At 69.0% G+C, this 20,014-nt stretch carries 12 protein-coding genes; 6 read left to right on the forward strand and 6 right to left on the reverse strand.

Features of this window, described 5'->3' with window-relative positions; genetic code table 11:
* Positions 1-32: 32 nt before the first annotated feature.
* Both SK803_RS14650 and mshC read right to left on the reverse strand, forming a co-directional pair.
* Positions 33-1,061: a hypothetical protein gene (locus tag SK803_RS14650; RefSeq protein WP_319966525.1), complete on the reverse strand. Its 1,029-nt coding sequence runs from the start codon at positions 1,059-1,061 to the stop codon at positions 33-35.
* 68 nt (positions 1,062-1,129) lie between these two features.
* On the reverse strand, positions 1,130-2,368 hold the full coding sequence (mshC, locus tag SK803_RS14655) for a cysteine--1-D-myo-inosityl 2-amino-2-deoxy-alpha-D-glucopyranoside ligase (protein WP_319966526.1): 1,239 nt from the start codon (positions 2,366-2,368) through the stop codon (positions 1,130-1,132).
* A 236-nt stretch (positions 2,369-2,604) separates the two neighbouring features.
* On the opposite strand from mshC, the gene SK803_RS14660 reads away from it, so the two are divergent.
* From SK803_RS14660 to ctaD, 5 genes are all read left to right on the forward strand, one after another.
* The gene (locus SK803_RS14660) at positions 2,605-6,765 is read left to right on the forward strand and encodes a glycoside hydrolase family 2 TIM barrel-domain containing protein (protein WP_319966527.1); all 4,161 of its coding nucleotides are present in this window, start codon (positions 2,605-2,607) and stop codon (positions 6,763-6,765) included.
* Positions 6,766-6,828: 63 nt separating this feature from the next.
* On the forward strand, positions 6,829-7,626 hold the full coding sequence (locus tag SK803_RS14665) for a slipin family protein (protein WP_406601534.1): 798 nt from the start codon (positions 6,829-6,831) through the stop codon (positions 7,624-7,626).
* A gap of 58 nt (positions 7,627-7,684) precedes the next feature.
* Positions 7,685-11,581, forward strand: a complete 3,897-nt coding sequence (locus SK803_RS14670) for an AAA family ATPase (protein ID WP_319966528.1) — start codon at positions 7,685-7,687, stop codon at positions 11,579-11,581.
* Positions 11,582-12,907 (forward strand): esterase/lipase family protein, encoded by a 1,326-nt coding sequence (locus tag SK803_RS14675; RefSeq protein ID WP_319966529.1) that lies wholly within the window; start codon positions 11,582-11,584, stop codon positions 12,905-12,907.
* Positions 12,908-12,944: 37 nt separating this feature from the next.
* Positions 12,945-14,708, forward strand: coding sequence for an aa3-type cytochrome oxidase subunit I (ctaD, locus tag SK803_RS14680; protein WP_319966530.1), 1,764 nt, complete (start codon positions 12,945-12,947; stop codon positions 14,706-14,708).
* Between the two features lie 16 nt (positions 14,709-14,724).
* Here ctaD and SK803_RS14685 read toward each other — a convergent pair whose 3' ends face one another.
* On the reverse strand, positions 14,725-15,537 hold the full coding sequence (locus tag SK803_RS14685) for an SCO6745 family protein (protein WP_319966531.1): 813 nt from the start codon (positions 15,535-15,537) through the stop codon (positions 14,725-14,727).
* 74 nt (positions 15,538-15,611) lie between these two features.
* Here SK803_RS14685 and SK803_RS14690 point away from each other — a divergent pair, with 74 nt between their 5' ends.
* Entirely contained in the window at positions 15,612-16,148 is a 537-nt protein-coding gene (locus SK803_RS14690) for a DUF4240 domain-containing protein (protein WP_319966532.1), read from the forward strand.
* Here the strand turns inward: SK803_RS14690 and SK803_RS14695 are convergent.
* Genes SK803_RS14695 through SK803_RS14705 form a run of 3 tightly spaced genes read right to left on the reverse strand, consistent with a single transcriptional unit; the run spans position 16,136 to position 19,873 of the window.
* On the reverse strand, positions 16,136-16,528 hold the full coding sequence (locus SK803_RS14695; RefSeq protein ID WP_319966533.1) for a hypothetical protein: 393 nt from the start codon (positions 16,526-16,528) through the stop codon (positions 16,136-16,138). The two genes, SK803_RS14690 and SK803_RS14695, sit on opposite strands and share 13 nt — an antisense overlap.
* A gap of 28 nt (positions 16,529-16,556) precedes the next feature.
* The gene (locus SK803_RS14700) at positions 16,557-18,485 is read right to left on the reverse strand and encodes a vWA domain-containing protein (RefSeq protein WP_319966534.1); all 1,929 of its coding nucleotides are present in this window, start codon (positions 18,483-18,485) and stop codon (positions 16,557-16,559) included.
* Entirely contained in the window at positions 18,482-19,873 is a 1,392-nt protein-coding gene (locus tag SK803_RS14705) for a sigma 54-interacting transcriptional regulator (protein ID WP_319966535.1), read from the reverse strand. Before SK803_RS14705 ends, SK803_RS14700 begins: the two co-directional genes overlap by 4 nt.
* Positions 19,874-20,014: the final 141 nt, after the last annotated feature.

Here is a 20,014-nt window from a genome sequence, read left to right on the forward strand (position 1 = left end):
CCTCGGGGGCGGTTTCTCACCACAGGTTCTCACTACAGCCCGATGCGCTGCCGCTCCTCATCACGGAGCCGCTCGTAGTGCGCCACCCTGCCACCGGCGTTGCGCGCGGCCTCGACAGCCGCCTGCAGAACCACCAGCGGCAGCGCGAGCCCTTCAGCCTTCCGGTCCGCCTCCGCGAACACCTGACGGGCGAGTCCCGGCGAGGCGACTCCCGCCAGCAGGAACAACTCCTCCACGTAGTCGCGCCCCGTCTCCCGCGCGCCACATTCCCGCAGCGCCTCCCAGGCGGCGCGGTGCTCGCCGGCCTGCCGTTCGAGCCCGGCCAGAATCCGCCACCCGGTCGCACGGTCCGCGTCGGTCTCCGCGAACACGAGGCACTCGCGCTGTGCCAGAGCCGCCTCGGCGAACGCGCCCAGATCGGCCAGCTCGTACCGCAGCTGGTTCAGCGTGGGAATGTCGCGGGGCCGGTCAGCGGCCCACCTGTCGAGCTCGGCGCGGGCGAGGCCGGGCCGTCCCGCCAGCTTGGCGCGCGCGACCCAGGTCAGCGGGTCCTCGTCGGCGAGGTCGTCCGGGAACCATTCGCGGCGGCTCTCCCGCCAGTCGTCCAGGTCGTCGTCGTCCTCGTCGCCCAGGAGTTCCAGCACGGCGTCCCGCTCGGGGTGGTCGCTGCCGCGGACGTGGCTGATGGTCGCGGACCACCCGGCGGCGTAGAGGTGCTGGCGGTCGTAGCCGCACCAGGTGTCGAAGTTGGCGCGCTTGATCGCGTGCTGCCGCCAGACGTCCTCGACCCGCCGGTGCTCGGCCAGCAGGAAACCGGCCAGCTCGGTCTGCTCGCCGATGCCCTGGAACGCCGCGTTCCCGCGGAGCAACGCCTCCTGCTCCGCGAGGAACCGCAGCAGCGGCAGGTCATCGGGGCGGCGGTCGTATTGCAAGGCCCACAGCACTTTGGCCCGCGGGACCTCGTTCGCGTCGCCGTCCGCGGACGGCGAGTAGCGCAGTTCCCGCCACGCCGCCCGCGACTCACGCATCCGTGCCAGGTCGCGCCGGGCTTCCTCCATCACGGGTCCATTGTGTCCCGCGCGCAGGCTCAGCCGGTGACCGCCGGGCAGGCGGCCACCGGCCAGGCCGGCTAGAGGTCCACGCCCAGCAGGGCGTCCACGGCCGTGCGGATCTGGGACGGGCCGTGCTTCTCGGAACCGCCGTGCGCCAACGCCTCGTCGGCCCACGCGTCGATCGCGGCGAGTGCCTTCGGGGTGTCCAGGTCGTTGCCCAGGTGGTCACGCAGCCTGGTCACGGTGTCCACAGCGGACGGTCCGGTGTCCAGGCCGGCGGCCTTGCGCCACTTGTCGAGCCGTGTCTGGGCCTCGTCGAGCAACGACTGGGTCCAGGCGCGGTCGGCGCGGTAGTGGCCGGCGAGCAGGGCCAGGCGGATGGCGTTCGGGTCGACCTGCTGCGAGCGCAGCTTGGAGACGAACACCAGGTTGCCGCGCGACTTCGACATCTTCTCGCCGTCGAGGCCGATCATGCCCGCGTGCACGTAGTGGCGGGCGAACGGGTGTTCGCCGGTGTGGGCCTCGGCGTGCGCGGCCGAGTACTCGTGGTGCGGGTAGATGAGGTCGGAGCCGCCGCCCTGCACGTCGAAGCCCATGCCGAGGCGGTTGTAGGCGATGGCGCTGCACTCGATGTGCCAGCCGGGGCGGCCTTCGCCCAGTTCGGACGGCCACGACGGCTCGCCCTCCCGCTTCAGCCGCCACAGCAGGGCGTCGAGCGGGTGCTTCTTGCCGGGACGGTCCGGGTCGCCGCCGCGCTCGGCGAGCAGCTTGGTCATGGTCTCGGCGTCGTAGTTCGACTCGTAGCCGAAGTGGCCGGTGGCGTCGTGCGCGAAGTAGATGTCCGGGTACTCGGGGTCGTCGACGCGGTAGGCCGCGCCGTCGTTCACGAGCTTGACGATCACCTCGACGATCTCGGGGATCGCCTCGACGATGCCCACGTAGTCCTGCGGCGGCAGGACGCGCAGGGCCTCCATGTCCTCGCGGAACAGCGCTGTTTCGCGCATGGCGAGCACGACCCAGTCGTCCTGGTCGCGCAACGCCCGTTCGAGCAGCGGGTCGTCGACGTCGGTGACGTTCTGGACGTAGTGCACGTTGTGGCCGTTGTCGAGCCACACGCGCTGCACCAGGTCGAACGCCAGATAGGTGGCGGCGTGGCCGAGGTGAGTCGCGTCGTACGGCGTGATGCCGCAGACGTACAACCTGGCGGTGTCTCCTGGAGCCGTCGGACGCACTTCGCCCGTAGCCGTGTCGAACAGCCGCAGCGGGCGGGGGTCCCCCGGAACCCGCGGCACAGGAATCGATGACCAGGTCTTCATGCGACCGACACTAACGCGTACCGCCGTACGGAGCGCGTATTCCGGCTGTTGGGACCACCACTGCGAACCCGTCGAGACAGAAAGGCCGGACATTCGTTGACGACGTTGTCACCACCTCCCTAGCGTCCAAGGACATGCTTCGTGTCGTCGTGGCCACGGTGGTAGCGCTCTCACTCTCCCCTGCAACAGCATCGGCCGAACCCCTGGATCCCCTGGCGTATCTGGAGAATCCCAGAATGACCGGGGAGCACGAGGAGCCTCCGCACCCGGATCTGAAGCCCGAACGGCGGCTGAGCCTGAACGGCGAGTGGCGCATCCGGATGTTCGACAAGCCCGAGGACGTGAGAGAGACCCCGGACGGGTGGCGCACGGTCAAGGTGCCGCACACGTGGCAGACCGACTTCCTCGATCACCCGATGTTCCGCAACATCCCCACCGAGATGTACCCGGACAACCCACCGGCCATCCCGCGCGACGCCAACCCCACCGGCGTGTACGAGAAGACGTTCGACCTGCCCTCGAACTGGGACCGCACGCTCGTCCGGTTCGAGGGCGTGACCAGCGGATACTTCGTCTGGGTCAACGGCACGTACGTCGGCTACGACCAGGGCGGCTACACGCCGGCCGAGTTCGACATCACCAGCAAGCTCAAGGCCGGCCGCAACACCCTGAAGGTCCAGGTCCACCGCTGGGGCTCCGGCTCCCACCTGGAGGACTACGACCAGTGGCGGTTCTCCGGCATCTTCCGCGAGGTCTGGCTCTACTCGACCCCGAGGACCTACCTCCAGGACGTCACCATCAAGACCGACCTGGACGCCCAGTACCGCGACGCCACGATCAGCGCGGACGTCAAGATCGGCGGGCCGAACGAGGGCCACACCGTCCGGACCAGGCTCTTCGATCCGCAAGGCCGTGAAGTGCCGATCACCGGCGGCACCGTCGCGAACCCGCTGAAGTGGACCGACGAGACCCCGCACGTCTACGAACTCAAGATCGAGCTCGTCAAGGACGGCCGCGTCGTCCAGACCGGCAGGCAGCCGGTCGGGTTCCGCAAGATCGAGATCATCGACCGGCAACTGAAGATCAACGGCAAGCGCGTCCTGTTCCGCGGTACCAACCGAGCCGAGACGTCGGTGCACGGCAGCCGCTACGTCACCCGCGCTGACCAGGAAAAAGACGTCCAGCTGATGAAGCGGTTCAACATCAACGCCGTCCGCACCTCGCACTACCCGAGCGACCCGTACTTCTACGAGCTCGCCGACCGCAACGGCCTGATGATCGCCGACGAGGTCGACATCGAGACCCACCACCACGACGGCTGCCCGGACAACTGCCTCGCCGAACGCCCGGAGTGGCAGGACGCGTTCCAGGACCGGTTCGCCGCGATGATGCAGCGCGACAAGAACCACCCCAGCGTGATCATGTGGGACACCGGCAACGAGGCGGGCCTCGGCAAGGCGCACTACACGATGGCCGAGTACGCCAGGAAGAACGACACCCGCCCGCTCTACCACCAGCCGAACGTGCCGGACGGTGACGCGCCGTTCGCGGACGTCTCCGGCCCGCGCTACCCGTCGCCCGCGAGCCTGGAAGCCAAGGCGAAGACGACCACCAAGCCGATCATCATGGGCGAGTACGCGCACGCGATGGGCAACAGTCTTGGCAACTTCAAGGAGTTCTGGGACGTCGTGCGCGCCTATCCGCAGGTGCAGGGCGGTTTCATCTGGGACTGGGCCGAGCAGAACATCGCGCTGCCGCTCTACACCACCCCGGATGACGCCAACGGCATCATGAGCTGGCTCTCCGGCAAACCGTCCCAGGTGGACGGACCGCACGGCAAGGCGTTGCGGCTCAGCGGACTCGACGACTTCGTGGAGGTCTACCGCGACCGCAGGCTCGACGAGGTCAGCACCGGTCTCACGCTCGACGCCCAGGTCAAGCCCGCCACGTGGACCGGCGACTTCACCGTCATCTCCAAGGGCGACCACCAGTACGCGTTGAAGATGGCGAACCGGACCACGCTGCAGTTCTTCATCCACAGCGGCACCTGGCGCACGGTCGAGGCCCAGGTGCCGGCCGACTTCTACGACAACTGGCACCGCGTCACCGGCACGTTCGACGGCAACAGGCTCCGGCTGCTCATCGACGGCCGGGAAGTCGCGACCACCGCCTACACCGGCACGATCGACTGGTCGCACTGGCCGGTCAACATCGGCCGCAACGCCGAGACCATGCAGGAGAACGTCCAGACCCGCATGGCGCACGGCACGATCGACCAGGTCCGCGTCTACCACCGGGCCCTGACCGACGCCGAACTGGCGCAGGACCCCAAGAAGACCGCCGTGCTGGCGCTCGACTTCGAGAAGCTGGAGGACAGGGGCCGCGAGCAGTCCTACGGCGCGGGCACCGGCGGCGTCGACGGCGTGGTGTGGGCCGACCGCCGGCCGCAGCCCGAGACCACCGAGCTGATGGCGGTCCACTCCCCCATCCGGTTCTCGTTCGCGGACAACAAGCTCACGACCGTCAGCGAACGCCAGTTCACCGGCACCGACGACCTGGAACTGCGCTGGCAGGTCCAGGACAACGGCCGCACGATCGCCCAGCACCGCGGCAAGCTCCAGCCCGGCACGATCACGTTCCCGGACTACTCCGCGGCGACAGAGCGCTGGCTGACCGTCCGCGCCACCGACCGGGAAGGCAACGACGTCGGCGTCGGCCAGTTCCCGCTGGGCGGCACGCAGATCGCCGGCCTGCACACCGAAGCCTTCCCCGGCAAGCTGACGACCACCCAGAGCGACAACGAGATCGTGGTGTCCGGCAAGGACTTCCGGTACGTGGTCAGCAAGAGGTCCGGCACCCTCACGTCGATGCGCGTGCGCGGTACCGAGCTGCTCAAGACCGGCCCGGAGCTGGACGCGTGGCGCGCGCCGCTGTCCAACGAGTTCATGAGCGAGGACAACTCCTGGTACCGCAACGGCCTGGACCGGCTCAGGACCACGCCGTCGAGCGTCACCGTCACCCAGAACGCCACGGACACGGTCATCACCGCGAAGTCGACGGCGCAGGCGGTCCAGAACGCGTCGTTCGGCCAGACCTTCACCTACCGGATCACCGGTGACGGCGAGATCAACGTCGGCCACCGGGTCGCCGCGCGGGATCGGATGCGCGACCTGAGCTACCTGCCGGGCATCGGTTTCACGCTCAAGGTCCCGCAGGACTACCAGAAGTTCACCTGGTACGGCCGCGGGCCCGGTGAGAACTACGACGACCGCAAGGCGGGCAACCCGGTCGGCGTCTACCAGTCCACTGTGGACCGTGAGTTCAACGACTACTACAAGCCGCAGGACTTCGGCAACCACGCGGACACGCGCTGGGCGACGCTGTCCAACGGCCGCGCGGGCCTGCTCGTCGCGGGTGATCTGGACGTCCGGGTGTCGCGGTACGACGACCTCGACCGGGCGGCGTACCCGTTCGCGCTCAAGAAGAACGACGGCTGGACGACCCTGCACGCGTCCCATCGTGTGACAGGCGTGAGTGAGACGTTCCACGAGCCGTTGCCGCAGTACCAGGTGGAGGCGGGCAACGAGTACGCGTACTCCGTGCTGCTGCGTCCGCTCACGCCCGTGGAGGCTGCAACGGGCAAGCTCGGCCGGCACGTCGACTGCGCCCCGGCGGTCGCGGTCAACGCCGCTGACACCGCGCTCGAACCGGGCGAGCAGGTGGAGGCCGAACTGGTGATCACCAAGCCGTGCCCGGGAACCACCACGGCCAGGCTGACCGCTCCCGACGACTGGTCGGTCTCCCCCGCGACCGTCGACCTCACCGGCGGTGCCGCGAAGGTGACGATCAAGCGGGAGGGCGGGAACACCGGTACCAGGCCGCTGTTCGCGGAGGTCTCCACCGGCAAGGCGACCACGACCGTGACGAAGGACTTCACCGCCACCCCACCCGCGCCGACGGGGCAGGCACTGGTGTCCGCCCAGGAGTTCCTCGACGAGAGCAACGGCTGGGGCCCGATCGAACGCGACCGCAGCAACGGCGAGAACTCCGGCGGCGACGGCAACCCGATCAGCATCCGGGGTGCGAAGTTCGACCGGGGCGTCGGAGCGCACGCCGACTCCGAGTTCCAGGTCTACACCGGCGGGAAGTGCTCCTCGCTGAGCGCCACGATCGGTGTCGACGACGAGACGAACGGCAGCGGCACCGTCCGGTTCGAGATCCTCGAGGACGGCCAGCCGGTCTACCAAAGCCCTGTGCTGACCGGGCAAAGCGCAGCGGTCCCGATCACTGTGGACACGAGTGGAGCAACGGTGCTGACGTTCCGGGTGACGGACGGAGGTGACGGCAACGCCCACGATCACGCCGACTGGGCGAGCGCGATCCTGACCTGTCGATAACTGTCAGACCCGAGGCGTACCGTTGGAGATCAAGGGCATTCGCCGACGTAAGGGCGGGGTCTCATGATCTTCTTCGAAATCCTCGGCGGGCTGGTCGTGCTCGGAGGCATCGGCCTCGCGATGACCGCCAGAGTGATCAAACAGTTCGAACAGGGACTGGTGTTCCGATTCGGCAAGCTCCAGAAGGGCGTGCGCGGGCCGGGGCTGACGATGCTGATTCCCGGGGTGGACCAACTCCGGAAGGTCAACCTGCAGATCGTCACCCTGCCCGTGCCGGCCCAGGACGGCATCACGCGCGACAACGTCACCGTGCGCGTGGACGCCGTCGTGTACTTCAAGGTGCAGGACCCGGCGCGGGCGATCATCAACGTCGAGGACTACCGGTTCGCGATGCTGCAGGTGGCGCAGACGTCGTTGCGGTCGATCATCGGCAAGAGCGAGCTCGACGACCTGCTGTCCAACCGCGAGCACCTGAACCAGGGACTGGAGCTGATGATCGACACCCCCGCGCTGGAGTGGGGCATCGACATCGACCGGGTCGAGATCAAGGACGTGGCGCTGCCGGAGAGCATGAAGCGCTCGATGTCGCGGCAGGCGGAGGCCGAACGCGAGCGGCGTGCCCGCGTCATCACCGCGGACGGCGAGCTGCAGGCGTCCAAGAAGCTCTCCGAGGCCGCGGGGACGATGGAGGCGACGCCCGGCGCGCTCCAGCTCAGGCTGCTGCAGACCATCGTGGAGGTGGCGGCGGAGAAGAACTCGACGCTGGTGCTGCCGTTCCCGGTGGAGCTGCTGAGGTTCCTGGAGAAGAACACCAACATCGAGTTGCCCGAGCAAAAAGACGGCACCCGTTCGTCCGAGTGAGTTAACCGGCGTAACGCCCACTCCCCCTGAACGACGTCTGGACAGGGGGTTGTGACGCATGCAGGAGAGGGTCAGAGGCAGGTTCGTCGGCATCGGCGTCGGCTCCTACGAGCTGGTGCAGCCGCTTCAGCACGCCGTGAGCGACGTGCGGGAGCTGCGTGCCCTGCTCAAGGGCTACGAGGGCGAACCGCTGGCCGACCCGACCGAGGCCGAGATCCGCGCGCACATGAAGGGACTCCGCCAGCAGCCGCAGGACGGCGGCGCGCTGGTGGCGTTGTGGAGCGGGCACGCGATCCCGGTCGCGGGCAACCTCAGGCTCCTGGCCAGGGACAACGACGGCGCGGTCGACGGCATCATGCTGCACGAGTTCGCGCTGTGGTGTGCCGCGTCGGGCGCGCACCAGGTGCTCATCATCATCGACGCCTGCTACTCCGGCGCCCAGCTCGACGAGGCCGTCCGCACGGTCGCCGCCGTCCAGGAGGAGCTGCTGGCCGGTCAGGTGCACTGGGCGGGCGTGCTGGTGTCGTGTTCGAGCGTCGAAACGGCCCGTGACGGCCTGTTCGGCGGCAAGCTCCGCAAGCTGCTGCGCACAGGCCCCACGGCGGACGAGGACGCACGGCGGTGGAGCGACCGCACGGCATTGGTCGACGGTGGCGCGGTCGGGACGGCGTTGCTGAACACGTGGGACAGCGATGTGCAACGGCCGCGCTTCATGCAGTACGGCTCCGCGCAGCCGATGCTGCCCAATCCGCTCTATGCCGCGAACACGGTCGTGAAGCACCTTTTGCTGGCCGCGCGCGGCGGTGACTCGGTGGACAACCGGTCGTGGTTCACCGGCCGCACGGCCCAGGTCGACAAGGTCGTGAGCTGGGTGAAGTCGGGGAACGCGGGTCTGCGGGTGGTCACCGGGTCGCCCGGCACCGGCAAGTCCGCGATCGTCGGCCGGGTCGTGAGCCTGTCCAACTCGGCGGAACGCGACCTGCTGCTGACCGCCGGCCCGTCGTTCCGGCACGCCGACCCCGGGCCGGGCTCGGTCGACGCTGCCGTGCACGCCCGCGCGATGGACGCCGACCGCGTGGCCGACCTGCTCAGCCGCCAGCTCGTGGGCGCGGGCCTGATCCCCGAACCCGACGGGCCACGCCGAGGTGCCGCCGAGCTCGTCGGTGTCATCAGCACCCTCACCTCGCCGCCGGTGCTCGTGATCGACGGGCTGGACGAGGCGCGCGGGGAGTCGTTCTCGATCGCCACCTCGCTGCTGACCAAGCTCGCGAACTACGCCGTCGTGATCGTCTCGACGCGGCAGGCGCATCGCGTCGCGGGTGGCGCGCCGCTGCTCACCGAGCTGTCGCCGGTCGAGGTGCTGAACCTCGACGAGGCCGACAACGCCGCGGACGTGCGCGACTACGTCCTGGCACGCCTGGGCCCCACCGTGGCGCAGTCCACTGTGGATGAACTGGCGGCGCTGCCGTTCCTGACCGCGTGGATGCTCACCGACCAGCTGCTGGCCGACGGTGGTGCGGACCTCAAGCTGTCGCTGGACGCGGCGTTCGACCGCGAGCTGGCAAAGGTGCCTTCTGCCCGTGCGCTGCTGACCGCGCTGACGTGGAGCTACGGCGCGGGATTCCCCGAAGCCGAGTGGATCGTGGTCGCGGAGGCGTTGTCCGGTGAGACGTTCGGCCGTGACGACATCACGGCCGTGCTCACCGAACTGGGCCGCCACATCGTGCAGGACGGTGAGGAAGGCACGGCGGTCTTCAAGCTGACGCATCAGACGTTCGCCGACCACCTGCGCCCGCCGTTCGCGCCGAGCCGCGACGAGGTGTTCGCGCCGGACGCGGAGAAGGTGGCGTGCGCGCTGATCGGGCTGTACCGGCAGCGGATGGAGGCGGGCGTGCCGCCGAACGTGCCGGGCTACCTGTGGAAGTACGCGTGGCGGCACTGCGGGCACGCCGGCACGCAGGCTCTGGACGGGCTGCGCGCGCTCGCGGTGATGAAGGGGATGTTGTTGCCGGACATCGCTCTCGCGACGACGACGGCGGCGAACGAGCTGATGCACTGGGGTAGGGGCGACGAGGCCATCCCGCCGCTCGAAGAAGCCGCCGAGCACTTCCGCGCGCTGGTGCGGACGACCCGGATGTACCTGGCGGACCTGGCTTTCGTGCTGAACAAGCTCGGCCGGCGGTTCCGCGAGGCCGGCCGGTTGCAGCAGGCCGTCGCGCCCGCGGAAGAGGCCGTCGTGCGCTATCGCGAACTGGTCGCGTCGACTCCGACGACAGCGGAAAGCCTCACGCACAAACGGCTTGCGCAACGCATCGCGAAGACGACGACGCACGGCGGTGACAACCCGACGTACTCGGCGCACCTGAGTGGCGCGTTGGTGGACCTGAGCGAGATCTACGCGATGTTGGGGCGGCGGCACGAGGCGTTGTCCACGGCTCGTGACGCTGTGGCAGCCGTGGACACCGACGCCCCGCTCGCGCGCGCGATGACATGCCTCGCCGCGCGGTGCAGCGAAACGGGCCGCCGCTATGAAGCCATGCAACGCTCCAAGCAAGCCGTCGAACTCTTCTACTCGCTCGCGCAGACGAACCCGGTGTTCCTCGCGGACCTGGTCACCGCGCTGGTCGAGCTGAGCCGCGACTACCTCGCCCTGAGCAGGCTGTCCGACGCCGACCGCACCACCCAGCAGGCCGCGGAGATCAGCGGCACGCTCGGCCGGCACGCCGCGTTCCGCCCGTTGCTCGCCGACGCCGCGCTGAGCCTGAGCGTCGCCTACAGCATGGTCGACCGCACGGAGCCGGCGTTGAACGCGGCTCGGCAGGCCGCCGATCTCGCCGACGGGCTGCGGATCCACGCCCAGGCGCTGCACAACCTGATGCGCCGCCAGCGTGACGCGGACAAACCCCGCGAGGCCCTGGCGACCGGACTGCGGACGGTCGAGGTGTGCCTGCTGCCGGAGAACACCGACCGGCTGTCGACGCTGGCGGCGGCGTTGTTCACGCTCGACACGATCTGCGCGGGGTTGAAACAGCCCGAGATCGTCGACGAGACCTGGGAACGCGTGACCACCCGGTTCAACGGTCCCCACCTGGCGATGCTGCTGATGCTGCGGGCGGCGGCGATCAAGGCCGGTGATCCGGTGGCGGCGAAGTGGCTGTGCCAGGCGCTGACCCACGTCGGCCAGTCCCGGCAGGCCATCCACGACGTGCACGAGATCGCGCGCCGCCACTACGACTCGGGCCCGTGGCCGTGGGACACCACGCCGGACTGGCTGACCGTCGACCGTGCGTTGCTGAAGACCGCACGGCGGTGGGTGTTCGCGCGCTCGTACGCCGACGAACGCGCGATTCTGCTCGAACACCCCGAGCTGCTCTCGACGGACGCGGACGTCGCGGTCACCGAGGCGTTGTACGGCACGAGCCTGATCGAGGCGCAGGTCATCCAGTCACGCCGAACCACCGCGCAGCAACAGGGTGTGGCGCTCGCCTACCGGCCGTGGCTGCTCGCCAGCCTCGCGGACGAGTTCGTCGACGCCACTCCCGCCCGCCGTCGCGAGCTCCTCGCGACGCGCCGGGAAGAGTTGCTGGACAAGGAAGTCCTGCGCAACATCCGGGAGAACAAGCCCGTGCACGCGTTGCTGATGCTGGCCGACGAGGACAGCGACGTCCTCGACCTCGTGCTGGACGCGTTGGAAGACTCCTCGCGGGTCACCGAGATCCTTCGTGGGCTGGCCACGAGCGCGTCACCTCAGGCGCTCACACAGGCCGTGACGGCGTTGGAGCCCCACGCGTTGGCAACGCTGTACAAGGTGGTCGCGCGCGCTCGGGCTGGTGACGGGCGGTTGGCGTTGCCCGCGGTGGGACAGCGTCTGGCGTGGATCCACGAGCTGACCTATCTGGTGCCCGCGAACCTCAAGCTGCTCACCCTCATCCGCACGCTGGCCGAGGAGCCCTAGATGAGTGATCTCGTCGTCGTCCTGCCCGGCATTCTCGGCAGCACGTTGCGCGACAAGGACGGCATGGTCTGGGAGGTGTCCGGCAAGGCCGCGCTCCGGGCCGTGCTGACCCTCGGCCGGAGCCTCCAGCGGCTCACGCTCCCTTCCGGCATCGGCGACGAACACCCTCAGGACGGCATCGAGCCCGTCGCGCTGATGTCGGACCTGCACGTCATTCCGGGCATCTGGACGCCGTTGAAGGGCTACGACCGTGTGACCAAGCGGATGAACGCGCTCGGTTACACCGTCGAGAAGGGCAACCTGCTGTTGTTCGCCTACGACTGGCGGCTGTCGAACCGCTACAACGGCGCGTTGCTGGCCCGGCGCGTGGACGAGGCATTGGACAAGATCGGTCCGAACGCCAAAGTCAGCTTCGTGTGCCACTCGATGGGCGGGCTGGTCGCGCGGTGGTGCATCGAGCAGTGCGGGATGGCTGAGCGCACGGCCAAGCTGATCACGATGGGCACGCCGTACCGCGGCGCGGCCTCGGCGTTGGAACAGCTGGTCAACGGCGTGCGCAAGGGCCTCGGACCGCTCGCGATCGACCTGACCGAGTTCTCCCGCTCGATGCCGTCGCTGCACCAGCTGCTGCCCGAGTACGCGTGCATCGAGGCGCCGGGTGGCCTGCTCAAGACCACCGAGACGTCGTTGCCCGAGCTGGACACCAAGATGGTGGAGGACGCGGCGGCGTTCCACGGCGCGTTGACCGACTCGTTCGCCGACCGGACGTACGCGATCCTCGGCGGTAAGCAGCCAACGGCCACCACGGCACGCATCGCCGACGGCAAGGTGACCTGCTACCGGACGTACGAGGGCGACGACCTGTACGGCGACGCGACGGTGCCGGCGGTGGGTGCGGCCAGGAGAGGCCTGGCGTTGTCGTCGAACACGCTCCACCGCGTGACGGAGCAGCACACGTCGTTGCAGGACAACGCGGCGGTGCTCGACGCGGTCGAGTCGTTCCTGACCGCGAAGGCCATCGTCCCGCGCAACGTGACGGCCACGGAACCGCAGGTCAGCGTGCCCGACCTGGTGCTGGCGGGTGAGGACCTGGAAGTCACCGTCGAGCTGAAGGACACCACCCCGCGTGCGCTGAAGGTCGCGTTGCTCAACGAGCAGGGCAAACAGGTCGAATCGCGCGGTCCGGCGATCTCCGAGACGATGACGATCAAATTCGGCGGATTGGCCCCCGGCGCCTACTACGTGCAGGTCAGCGGCATCTCGGTGGGTGCTCCGGTGGTCCCGGTGACCTCCGCGGTGCTCGTCATGGATTGCCCCGTGGTCTGACCGGGAGGACGATGTTCCCGGTACATGAGGAGGCGAGATGACCACGATCAAGCCCACGCCGGTGGTACCGCATCCGGGGGCTGCGCGCGCCCGGCCGAAAGGGTCGTACTTCCTCTCGCTGTTCAAGACCACCGATCCCAAGCAGATCGGGATCATGTACCTGACCACGTCGTTCGCGTTCTTCATGGTCGGCGGCCTGATGGCGCTGCTGATGCGCGGCGAGCTGGGACGGCCGGGTCTGCAGTTCCTGTCGAACGAGCAGTACAACCAGCTGTTCACCATGCACGGCACGATCATGCTGCTGCTGTACGCGACGCCGATCCTGTTCGGGTTCGCGAACTTCATCCTGCCGCTGCAGATCGGCTCACCGGACGTCGCGTTCCCGCGCCTGAACGCCTTCTCGTACTGGCTGTACCTGTTCGGCGGCCTCATCGTGGTCGCGGGGTTCATCACGCCGGGCGGCGCGGCGGACTTCGGCTGGTTCGCCTACACACCGCTGTCCTCGGCCGTGCACTCGCCGGGTGTCGGCGCGGACATGTGGATCATGGGTCTGGCGATCTCCGGACTGGGCACGATCCTCGGCGCGGTCAACATGACGACGACCGTGGTGTGCCTGCGGGCGCCGGGCATGACGATGTTCCGGATGCCGGTCTTCACCTGGAACATCCTGGTCACCTCCGTGCTGATCCTGCTGGCGTTCCCGATCCTGACCGCGGCGCTGATGGGCCTGGCGGCGGACCGGCACCTCGGGGCGCACGTGTTCGACCCGGCCAACGGCGGCGTGATCCTGTGGCAGCACCTGTTCTGGTTCTTCGGCCATCCCGAGGTGTACATCGTCGCGTTGCCGTTCTTCGGGATCGTGACCGAGATCTTCCCGGTGTTCAGCCGCAAACCGTTGTTCGGCTACAAGGGCCTGGTGTTCGCGACGCTGGCGATCGCGATGCTGTCCGTGGCCGTGTGGGCGCACCACATGTACGCCACCGGTGCCGTGCTGCTGCCGTTCTTCGCGCTGATGACGTTCCTGATCGCGGTGCCGACGGGCATCAAGTTCTTCAACTGGATCGGCACGATGTGGAGGGGCCAGCTGACGTTCGAGACGCCGATGCTGTTCTCGATCGGCTTCCTCGTGACGTTCCTCTTCGGCGGCTTGACGGGCATCCTGCTCGCCGCGCCCGCCGTCGACTTCCACGTGTCCGACACGTACTTCGTGGTGGCGCACTTCCACTACGTGCTGTTCGGCACGATCGTGTTCGCCACCTACGCCGGCATCTACTTCTGGTTCCCGAAGATGACCGGCCGGATGCTCAACGAGCCGTTGGGCAAGCTGCACTTCTGGACGACGTTCATCGGGTTCCACGGCACGTTCCTAGTCCAGCACTGGCTGGGCAACGAGGGCATGCCGCGCCGCTACGCCGACTACCTCGCCTCCGACGGCTTCACGACGCTGAACACGATCTCGACGATCGGCTCGTTCCTGCTCGGCGCGTCCGTGCTCCCGTTCGTGTTCAACGTGTTCCGCTCCTACCGCTACGGCGACCCGGCCCCGCAGGACGACCCGTGGGGCTACGGCAACTCGCTGGAGTGGGCCACGACCTCTCCCCCGCCGCGGCACAACTTCAAGGAGCTGCCGCGCATCCGGTCCGAGCGCCCGGCGTTCGAACTGCACTACCCGCACATGGTCGAGCGCATGCGGGACGAGGCGCACTTCTCGCTGACCCATCCCGGCAAGCACAGGGCCGGCAAGGACGAGGTCACCGAGAAGGCGCTCGCCTCGACAGAACGCGACGGGCCGACCGAGTAAGCCGGCCCTGGGCAGGTCAGCGCCGGCCTGGCACCATGCCCGCCTCGAGAACGGCCTTGCTCAGCGGCGTGGCCAGCTCGACGAACCGCTGCTTCTCCTGGTCCGACAACACGTCGTAGGCCGGCGCGGCCATGCGATCCGTGTCGTCCTCCACGCCCTGCCGCAGCTCGCGCCCCTTCTCAGTGAGGAGCTGGTCCTCACCGACGAGCCCGCGCTGCCGCAGGTCCTCCACCGTGGCCGCCCACTGCTGCTCGGACCACGCACGCGTCTTGCGCAACACCTCGGCCGGGTAGTCACCCGTCGCGACGTGCAGCACGAGCGCCTCGATACCGGTGATGTTCTGGCGGAGAAGGGCAGCGAGATGCCCGTCGCCGCGGAACTCCCGCAGCAACGTCTGCGCGTGGAACAGCTGCAGAAGCGTGTCGTCCGGCCACGGCAGAGCGGCATGCGCCGCGAACAACGTACGGCCGTGCAGCATCTCCTTGGCCCGCTCCGCAGCACGCCTGGCCAGCTCGGTGATCTCCTTGAGGTCGTCCGGCAGCACCTTGCGCAGCGCCTCGTCCGCCGCCTCCCACCGCAGTTCGAGCATGCGCTGCGGCGTGACCTTCTCCCACGCCTGCGGAATGCGCGCCCGCACGATCTCGGGGTTGAAGTTGTAGAACGTGGCGATCACGACCTCGGCCCCGACCGCCCCCAGCGCCGCCGCCCGTGACGCGAAGTACCCACCGGGCCGATCCAGCCCGACGCTCGCGTACCGGGTCTCCGCCTCGGGGGCGAAGTAGATCATTCCGTGCACGGCCTCGAGCGAACGAAAGAGAGTCCTGATCATGTCTCCAACCTAGAACGTCCAGGCTCGTAAGTCAGGCGCCAAAATTGTCAGACCCCTCTGTCAAGCTCCAAGACGTGGACTCGAACACCTTCTGGAAGCTCATCGCCGACGCCAGGGCGAGCGTCCCCGACCCCTCCGACAGCGAGGCCGTGGTCGCCGCCGCCACCACCCTGCTGGCGGCCCAGCCACCCGCCGAGATCGTCGCGGCCCAGCAAGTCCTCTGGGACCTGCTGGCGGAGTCGTACCAGAACCCGCTGTGGGCGGCGGCCTACCTGATCAACGGCGGCTGCTCGGACGACGGCTTCGACTACTTCCGCGGCTGGCTGCTGACCCAGGGCGAGGACACCTTCACCGCGGTCGTAGCCTCCCCGGATTCGTTGGCTTCACTGCCGGTCGTGGTGGCCGCCGCGGAGTCCGACGTGGAGATCGAGTGCGAGGACGCCCTCTCGATCGCCTGGAACGCGCACATCAAAGCCACCGGCATGCAGTTACCGCAGGACGCCTTCCGGATCCGCTACCCGGAACTCGACCCGGAGTGGGACTTCGACTTCGACGACGGCGAGGAACTCTCCGCCCGCCTGCCGAAGCTGGCCGCGCTCTACGAGATCTGACCGCGTCTGTCTGCGCGGCAGGCGAGCAGCACCCCGAACGCCACGTGATCCAGCCACTGCGGAGCCCGTGGCAGAGCCCGGATCTGCGGGTTGTGCCGTCCGATGACCTCCAGGTCGAGAGCGGCGATCAGCATCCCGGCCACCGCCCCGCCAACCACCCCACGCACCCGCAACCGTGTCAGCACGAACGTCCAGAACGCCGACACGGCCAGGTGCACCACCACGCCCGCACCGGCACCGCCGCGCACCAACGACCCGGCGGCACGGGTGGCGCGCAACGGCGAGTCGCCGACCGCCAAGGCGTGCATGGTCGACGGCACGCCGCTCAACACGACAGCCACCAGGAACCGCCGCATCAGCGACGGCTCTCCGTTCGGCACGGCCGCAACGCGGAACCTGCGCACAGGATCAGCGGCGCTTGCGCCGGGACTTCAGGTAGTCGCTGACCACCGCGGCGCCCAGCCCTTCCTCGTCCGGCGACACCACCCGGCCACCACCCCGCCGGGCCACGATGTCCACGAACTGAGCCAGTCGCGGGTCGTCGCCCAGCTTGAAGACCGAGATCGTCGCCCCGAGCCGGGCCAGCGCGTCGACCTCGTTCAACGTCTTGGTCAGCGTGCGGGGCAGCGGCGGATAGTTGAACTCGGCGTCGCCCTCGGGCTCCAGGTGCGCGGTGGGTTCGCCGTCGGTCACCACGAGCACCACGGGCTGTGCGTCGGGGTGGCGTCGCACGTGCCGTCCTGCCAGCAACAGCGCGTGGTGCAGGTTCGTGCCCTGTTCCCACACGCCTTCCAGCGCCGTCAGCTGACCGATGTCCACGGCCTCGGCGTAGCGCCCGAAGGTGACCAACTGCAGAGCATCGGTGCGGAAACGGGTGCGCACGAGGTGATGTAGCGCCAAGGCTGTGCGCTTCATCGGTACCCAACGGCCGTCCTGCACCATCGACCAGGAGGTGTCCACGCACAACGCCACGGCGGCGCGCGTGCGGTGTTCGGTCTCGGAAACTTCGAGGTCCACGACGTCCATGGACATCGCGCCGGACCGCAGCACGGCGTTGCGCAGGGTTCGCGGCACGTCCCACGGTTCGGTGTCGCCGAACTGCCACGGCCGGGTCGAGCCCATCAGCTCGCCCGCGGCGCCGGCAGACACGGTGTCGCGCGAACCATGTGACGAACGCAGCTGGTCGACGACGCCGCGCAAAGCTGTCTCGCCCATGCGCCGCAACGCTTTCGGCGTCAAGCGCAGCGAGCCGTCCGGGGCGCGTTCCACGATGTTCTGCTGCTTCAACGCGCGTTCGAGCTCGGCCAGGCGGCGGGCGTCGACCGAGGCCGACTCGCCCAGCTGACGTTCGAGCGCTTCCAGGTCGATGTCCTCCAGGCGGGCGCCCGGATACGACTGGGACAGCTGCTCGGCCAGGCCGTCGAGCTCGGCCAGGTCCGCCATCGCCTGGGCGCCTTCGCCCAGACCGAGCGGATCCTGGCCGCGGAAGCGCGCGGACGAGGTCCAGTCCTCGCCAGGCCGCAGCTGTTGCAGCAGTGAGTCCAGAGTGGACAGCTGGGAGCCGATGCCGCCGAAGGCCTGTTGGGACAGCGCGGAAAGCTCGGCGCGCTGGGCGTCGGTCATCGAGTTCATCATGCGTTGCGCGGCGGCCGAGCGGGCGGCCAGGGCGTCGATGAGCTCGTCGACGTCGCGGGGGTTCTCCGGGAAGAAGTCGCCGTGCTTGCGCATGAACTCGGCGAACTGGCGCGGCGTGTCCGGCGAACCGGAAGAGTGCGCCTCCAGCAACGAGTTCAGGTCGCGCAGCATCCGCTGGATGCGCTTGACGTCCTCGGAGTCCACGTTGGACAGCGCTTCCTTCATGCCGTTGAAGCGCTGGTCCAGCAGTTCGCGGCCGAGCAGGTCGCGGATCTGTTCGAACGCCTCGCGGGCCTCCTGGGACTGCCAGTCGTAGGAGGACAGCTCCTGCACGGCCGCCGCGGTGCCCGCCGGCAGCGCGTCGAGCTGGGCCTCGCGGAAGCGCGCGTCGTCGGACGGGTCCGGGAACAGCGCCCGGCGCTCGGCCTCGACCGCCTTGTCCAGCAGCTGACGGACCTCGGACAGCGTGCCGTCCAGCCGGTGGCGGCGCTGGATCGACGCGCGACGCTGCCACAACCGCGAAGTCAGGTCGTCGAGGCCACGGGTGCCGTCGACGCCGCGCCGCAACAGCTCACGCAACGCCGCGTTGGGCGACGCGCCTTCCATGATCTCGCGGCCGAGTTCGTCGACGGCCGCGCGGAGGTCGACCGGCGGCGCCAGCGGGTCGGCGCCACCGCCCCAGCGTCCGTAGCGATATCTCATCCGTACACCGATCGGTCGTCGTCGGAGGAGGTGTCCTTCGACAGGTGGCGAGTCAGGTACAGCGACTCCAGCGCCAGCTCCACCGCGGAGGCGATGCGGCCGACGGGGTCCTTCGGGCCCGCGCCCATCCGTGCCGCGACCTCGTGCAGGATCGGGAGTTCCGGCAGCGCCGCCAGCAGGTCGCCGGCGTGCACGCGGTCACCGGTCGCAACCGGGTGGCCGTCCGAGACGACCTCGGCCAGCGCCCGCAGGTTCAGGCCGGCCAGGCGGGCGCGGGCGGTGTCGGCGATCGAGCGGCGCAGCAGGTGCACGAGCACCTCGTCCTCGCGACCCTCCTCCCCCGCCTCGAACTCGAGCTTGCCGCGCAGCACGTCCGGCACCGACTCGAGGTCGATCGGACGGGCGATCGCCGGGGACTCGCCGATCAGCGCGGACCGGCGCAGTGCCGACGCCGCAACGGTTTCCGCCGCCGCGACGGCGAACCGGGCGGAGACACCGGAACGCTGGTCGATCGACGACGACTCGCGCAGGTGCCGGACGAACCGGGCGATGATCTCCAGCAGGTGGTCGCCCACCTCGGCGACCAGATCGGCCTCCTGGCGGACCAGGTCGACCTCGGCGTCGATCTCCAGCGGGTAGTGCGTGCGCACCTCGGCACCGAAGCGGTCCTTCAGCGGCGTGATGATGCGGCCGCGGTTCGTGTAGTCCTCGGGGTTCGCGGTCGCCACGAGCAGCACGTCCAGCGGCAGCCGCAGCGTGTAGCCGCGGACCTGGATGTCACGCTCCTCCATCACGTTGAGCAGCGACACCTGGATGCGTTCGGCCAGGTCAGGGAGCTCGTTGATGGCGATGATGCCGCGGTGGGCGCGCGGGAGCATGCCGTAGTGGATCGTCTCGGGGTCGCCCAGCGAGCGCCCCTCGGCGACCTTCACCGGGTCGACGTCGCCGACCAGGTCACCGACGGACGTGTCGGGCGTCGCGAGCTTCTCCGCGTAGCGCTCGTCGCGGTGCCGCCACACCACCGGCAGGTCGTCACCGAGTTCGGCGGCACGTCGGCGAGACTCCGGAGTGATCGGGTCGAGCGGGTGTTCACCCAGCTCGGAGCCCTCGATGACGGGCGTCCACTCGTCCAGCAGGGACACGATCGTGCGCAGCAGTCGGGTCTTGCCCTGACCGCGCTCGCCGAGCAGGACGACGTCGTGGCCTGCCAGCAGCGCGCGTTCGAGCTGCGGGAGCACCGTGCGGTCGAAGCCGACGATGCCGGGCCACGGGTTGCGTCCCTCGCGCAACGCCGCGAGGAGGTTCTCCCTGATCTCGGTCTTGACGCCGCGCGGCAGGTGCCCGGCGGCGCGCAGTTCGCCCGCCGTGCGGGCCAGGTTCTGGGTCACCCCGACGACGCTACGCACCGAAACGGGACCCGTCGACGTGGAGCAACTCCAGGGCGCGGAGGCTTCTCGTACAGCAGAATGCGGGTCGTTATGAGTGACTCTGTTGATTTCAGGTGGGCGCCCTCACCGGCGGACTGGCGG

The sequence above is a fragment of the Lentzea miocenica genome (assembly GCF_033949945.1).
GTDB lineage: Bacteria > Actinomycetota > Actinomycetes > Mycobacteriales > Pseudonocardiaceae > Lentzea > Lentzea miocenica.

What these genes read in the sequence shown, in the direction of transcription:
- ctaD (WP_319966530.1), top strand. Translation starts at nt 12,945, where the DNA reads ATGACCACGATCAAGCCCACGCCGGTGGTACCGCATCCGGGGGCTGCG.
- SK803_RS14660 (WP_319966527.1), top strand. Translation starts at nt 2,605, where the DNA reads ATGACCGGGGAGCACGAGGAGCCTCCGCACCCGGATCTGAAGCCCGAA.
- SK803_RS14675 (WP_319966529.1), top strand. Translation starts at nt 11,582, where the DNA reads ATGAGTGATCTCGTCGTCGTCCTGCCCGGCATTCTCGGCAGCACGTTG.
- SK803_RS14685 (WP_319966531.1), bottom strand. Translation starts at nt 15,537, where the DNA reads ATGATCAGGACTCTCTTTCGTTCGCTCGAGGCCGTGCACGGAATGATC.
- mshC (WP_319966526.1), bottom strand. Translation starts at nt 2,368, where the DNA reads ATGAAGACCTGGTCATCGATTCCTGTGCCGCGGGTTCCGGGGGACCCC.
- SK803_RS14665 (WP_406601534.1), top strand. Translation starts at nt 6,829, where the DNA reads ATGATCTTCTTCGAAATCCTCGGCGGGCTGGTCGTGCTCGGAGGCATC.
- SK803_RS14700 (WP_319966534.1), bottom strand. Translation starts at nt 18,485, where the DNA reads ATGAGATATCGCTACGGACGCTGGGGCGGTGGCGCCGACCCGCTGGCG.
- SK803_RS14670 (WP_319966528.1), top strand. Translation starts at nt 7,685, where the DNA reads ATGCAGGAGAGGGTCAGAGGCAGGTTCGTCGGCATCGGCGTCGGCTCC.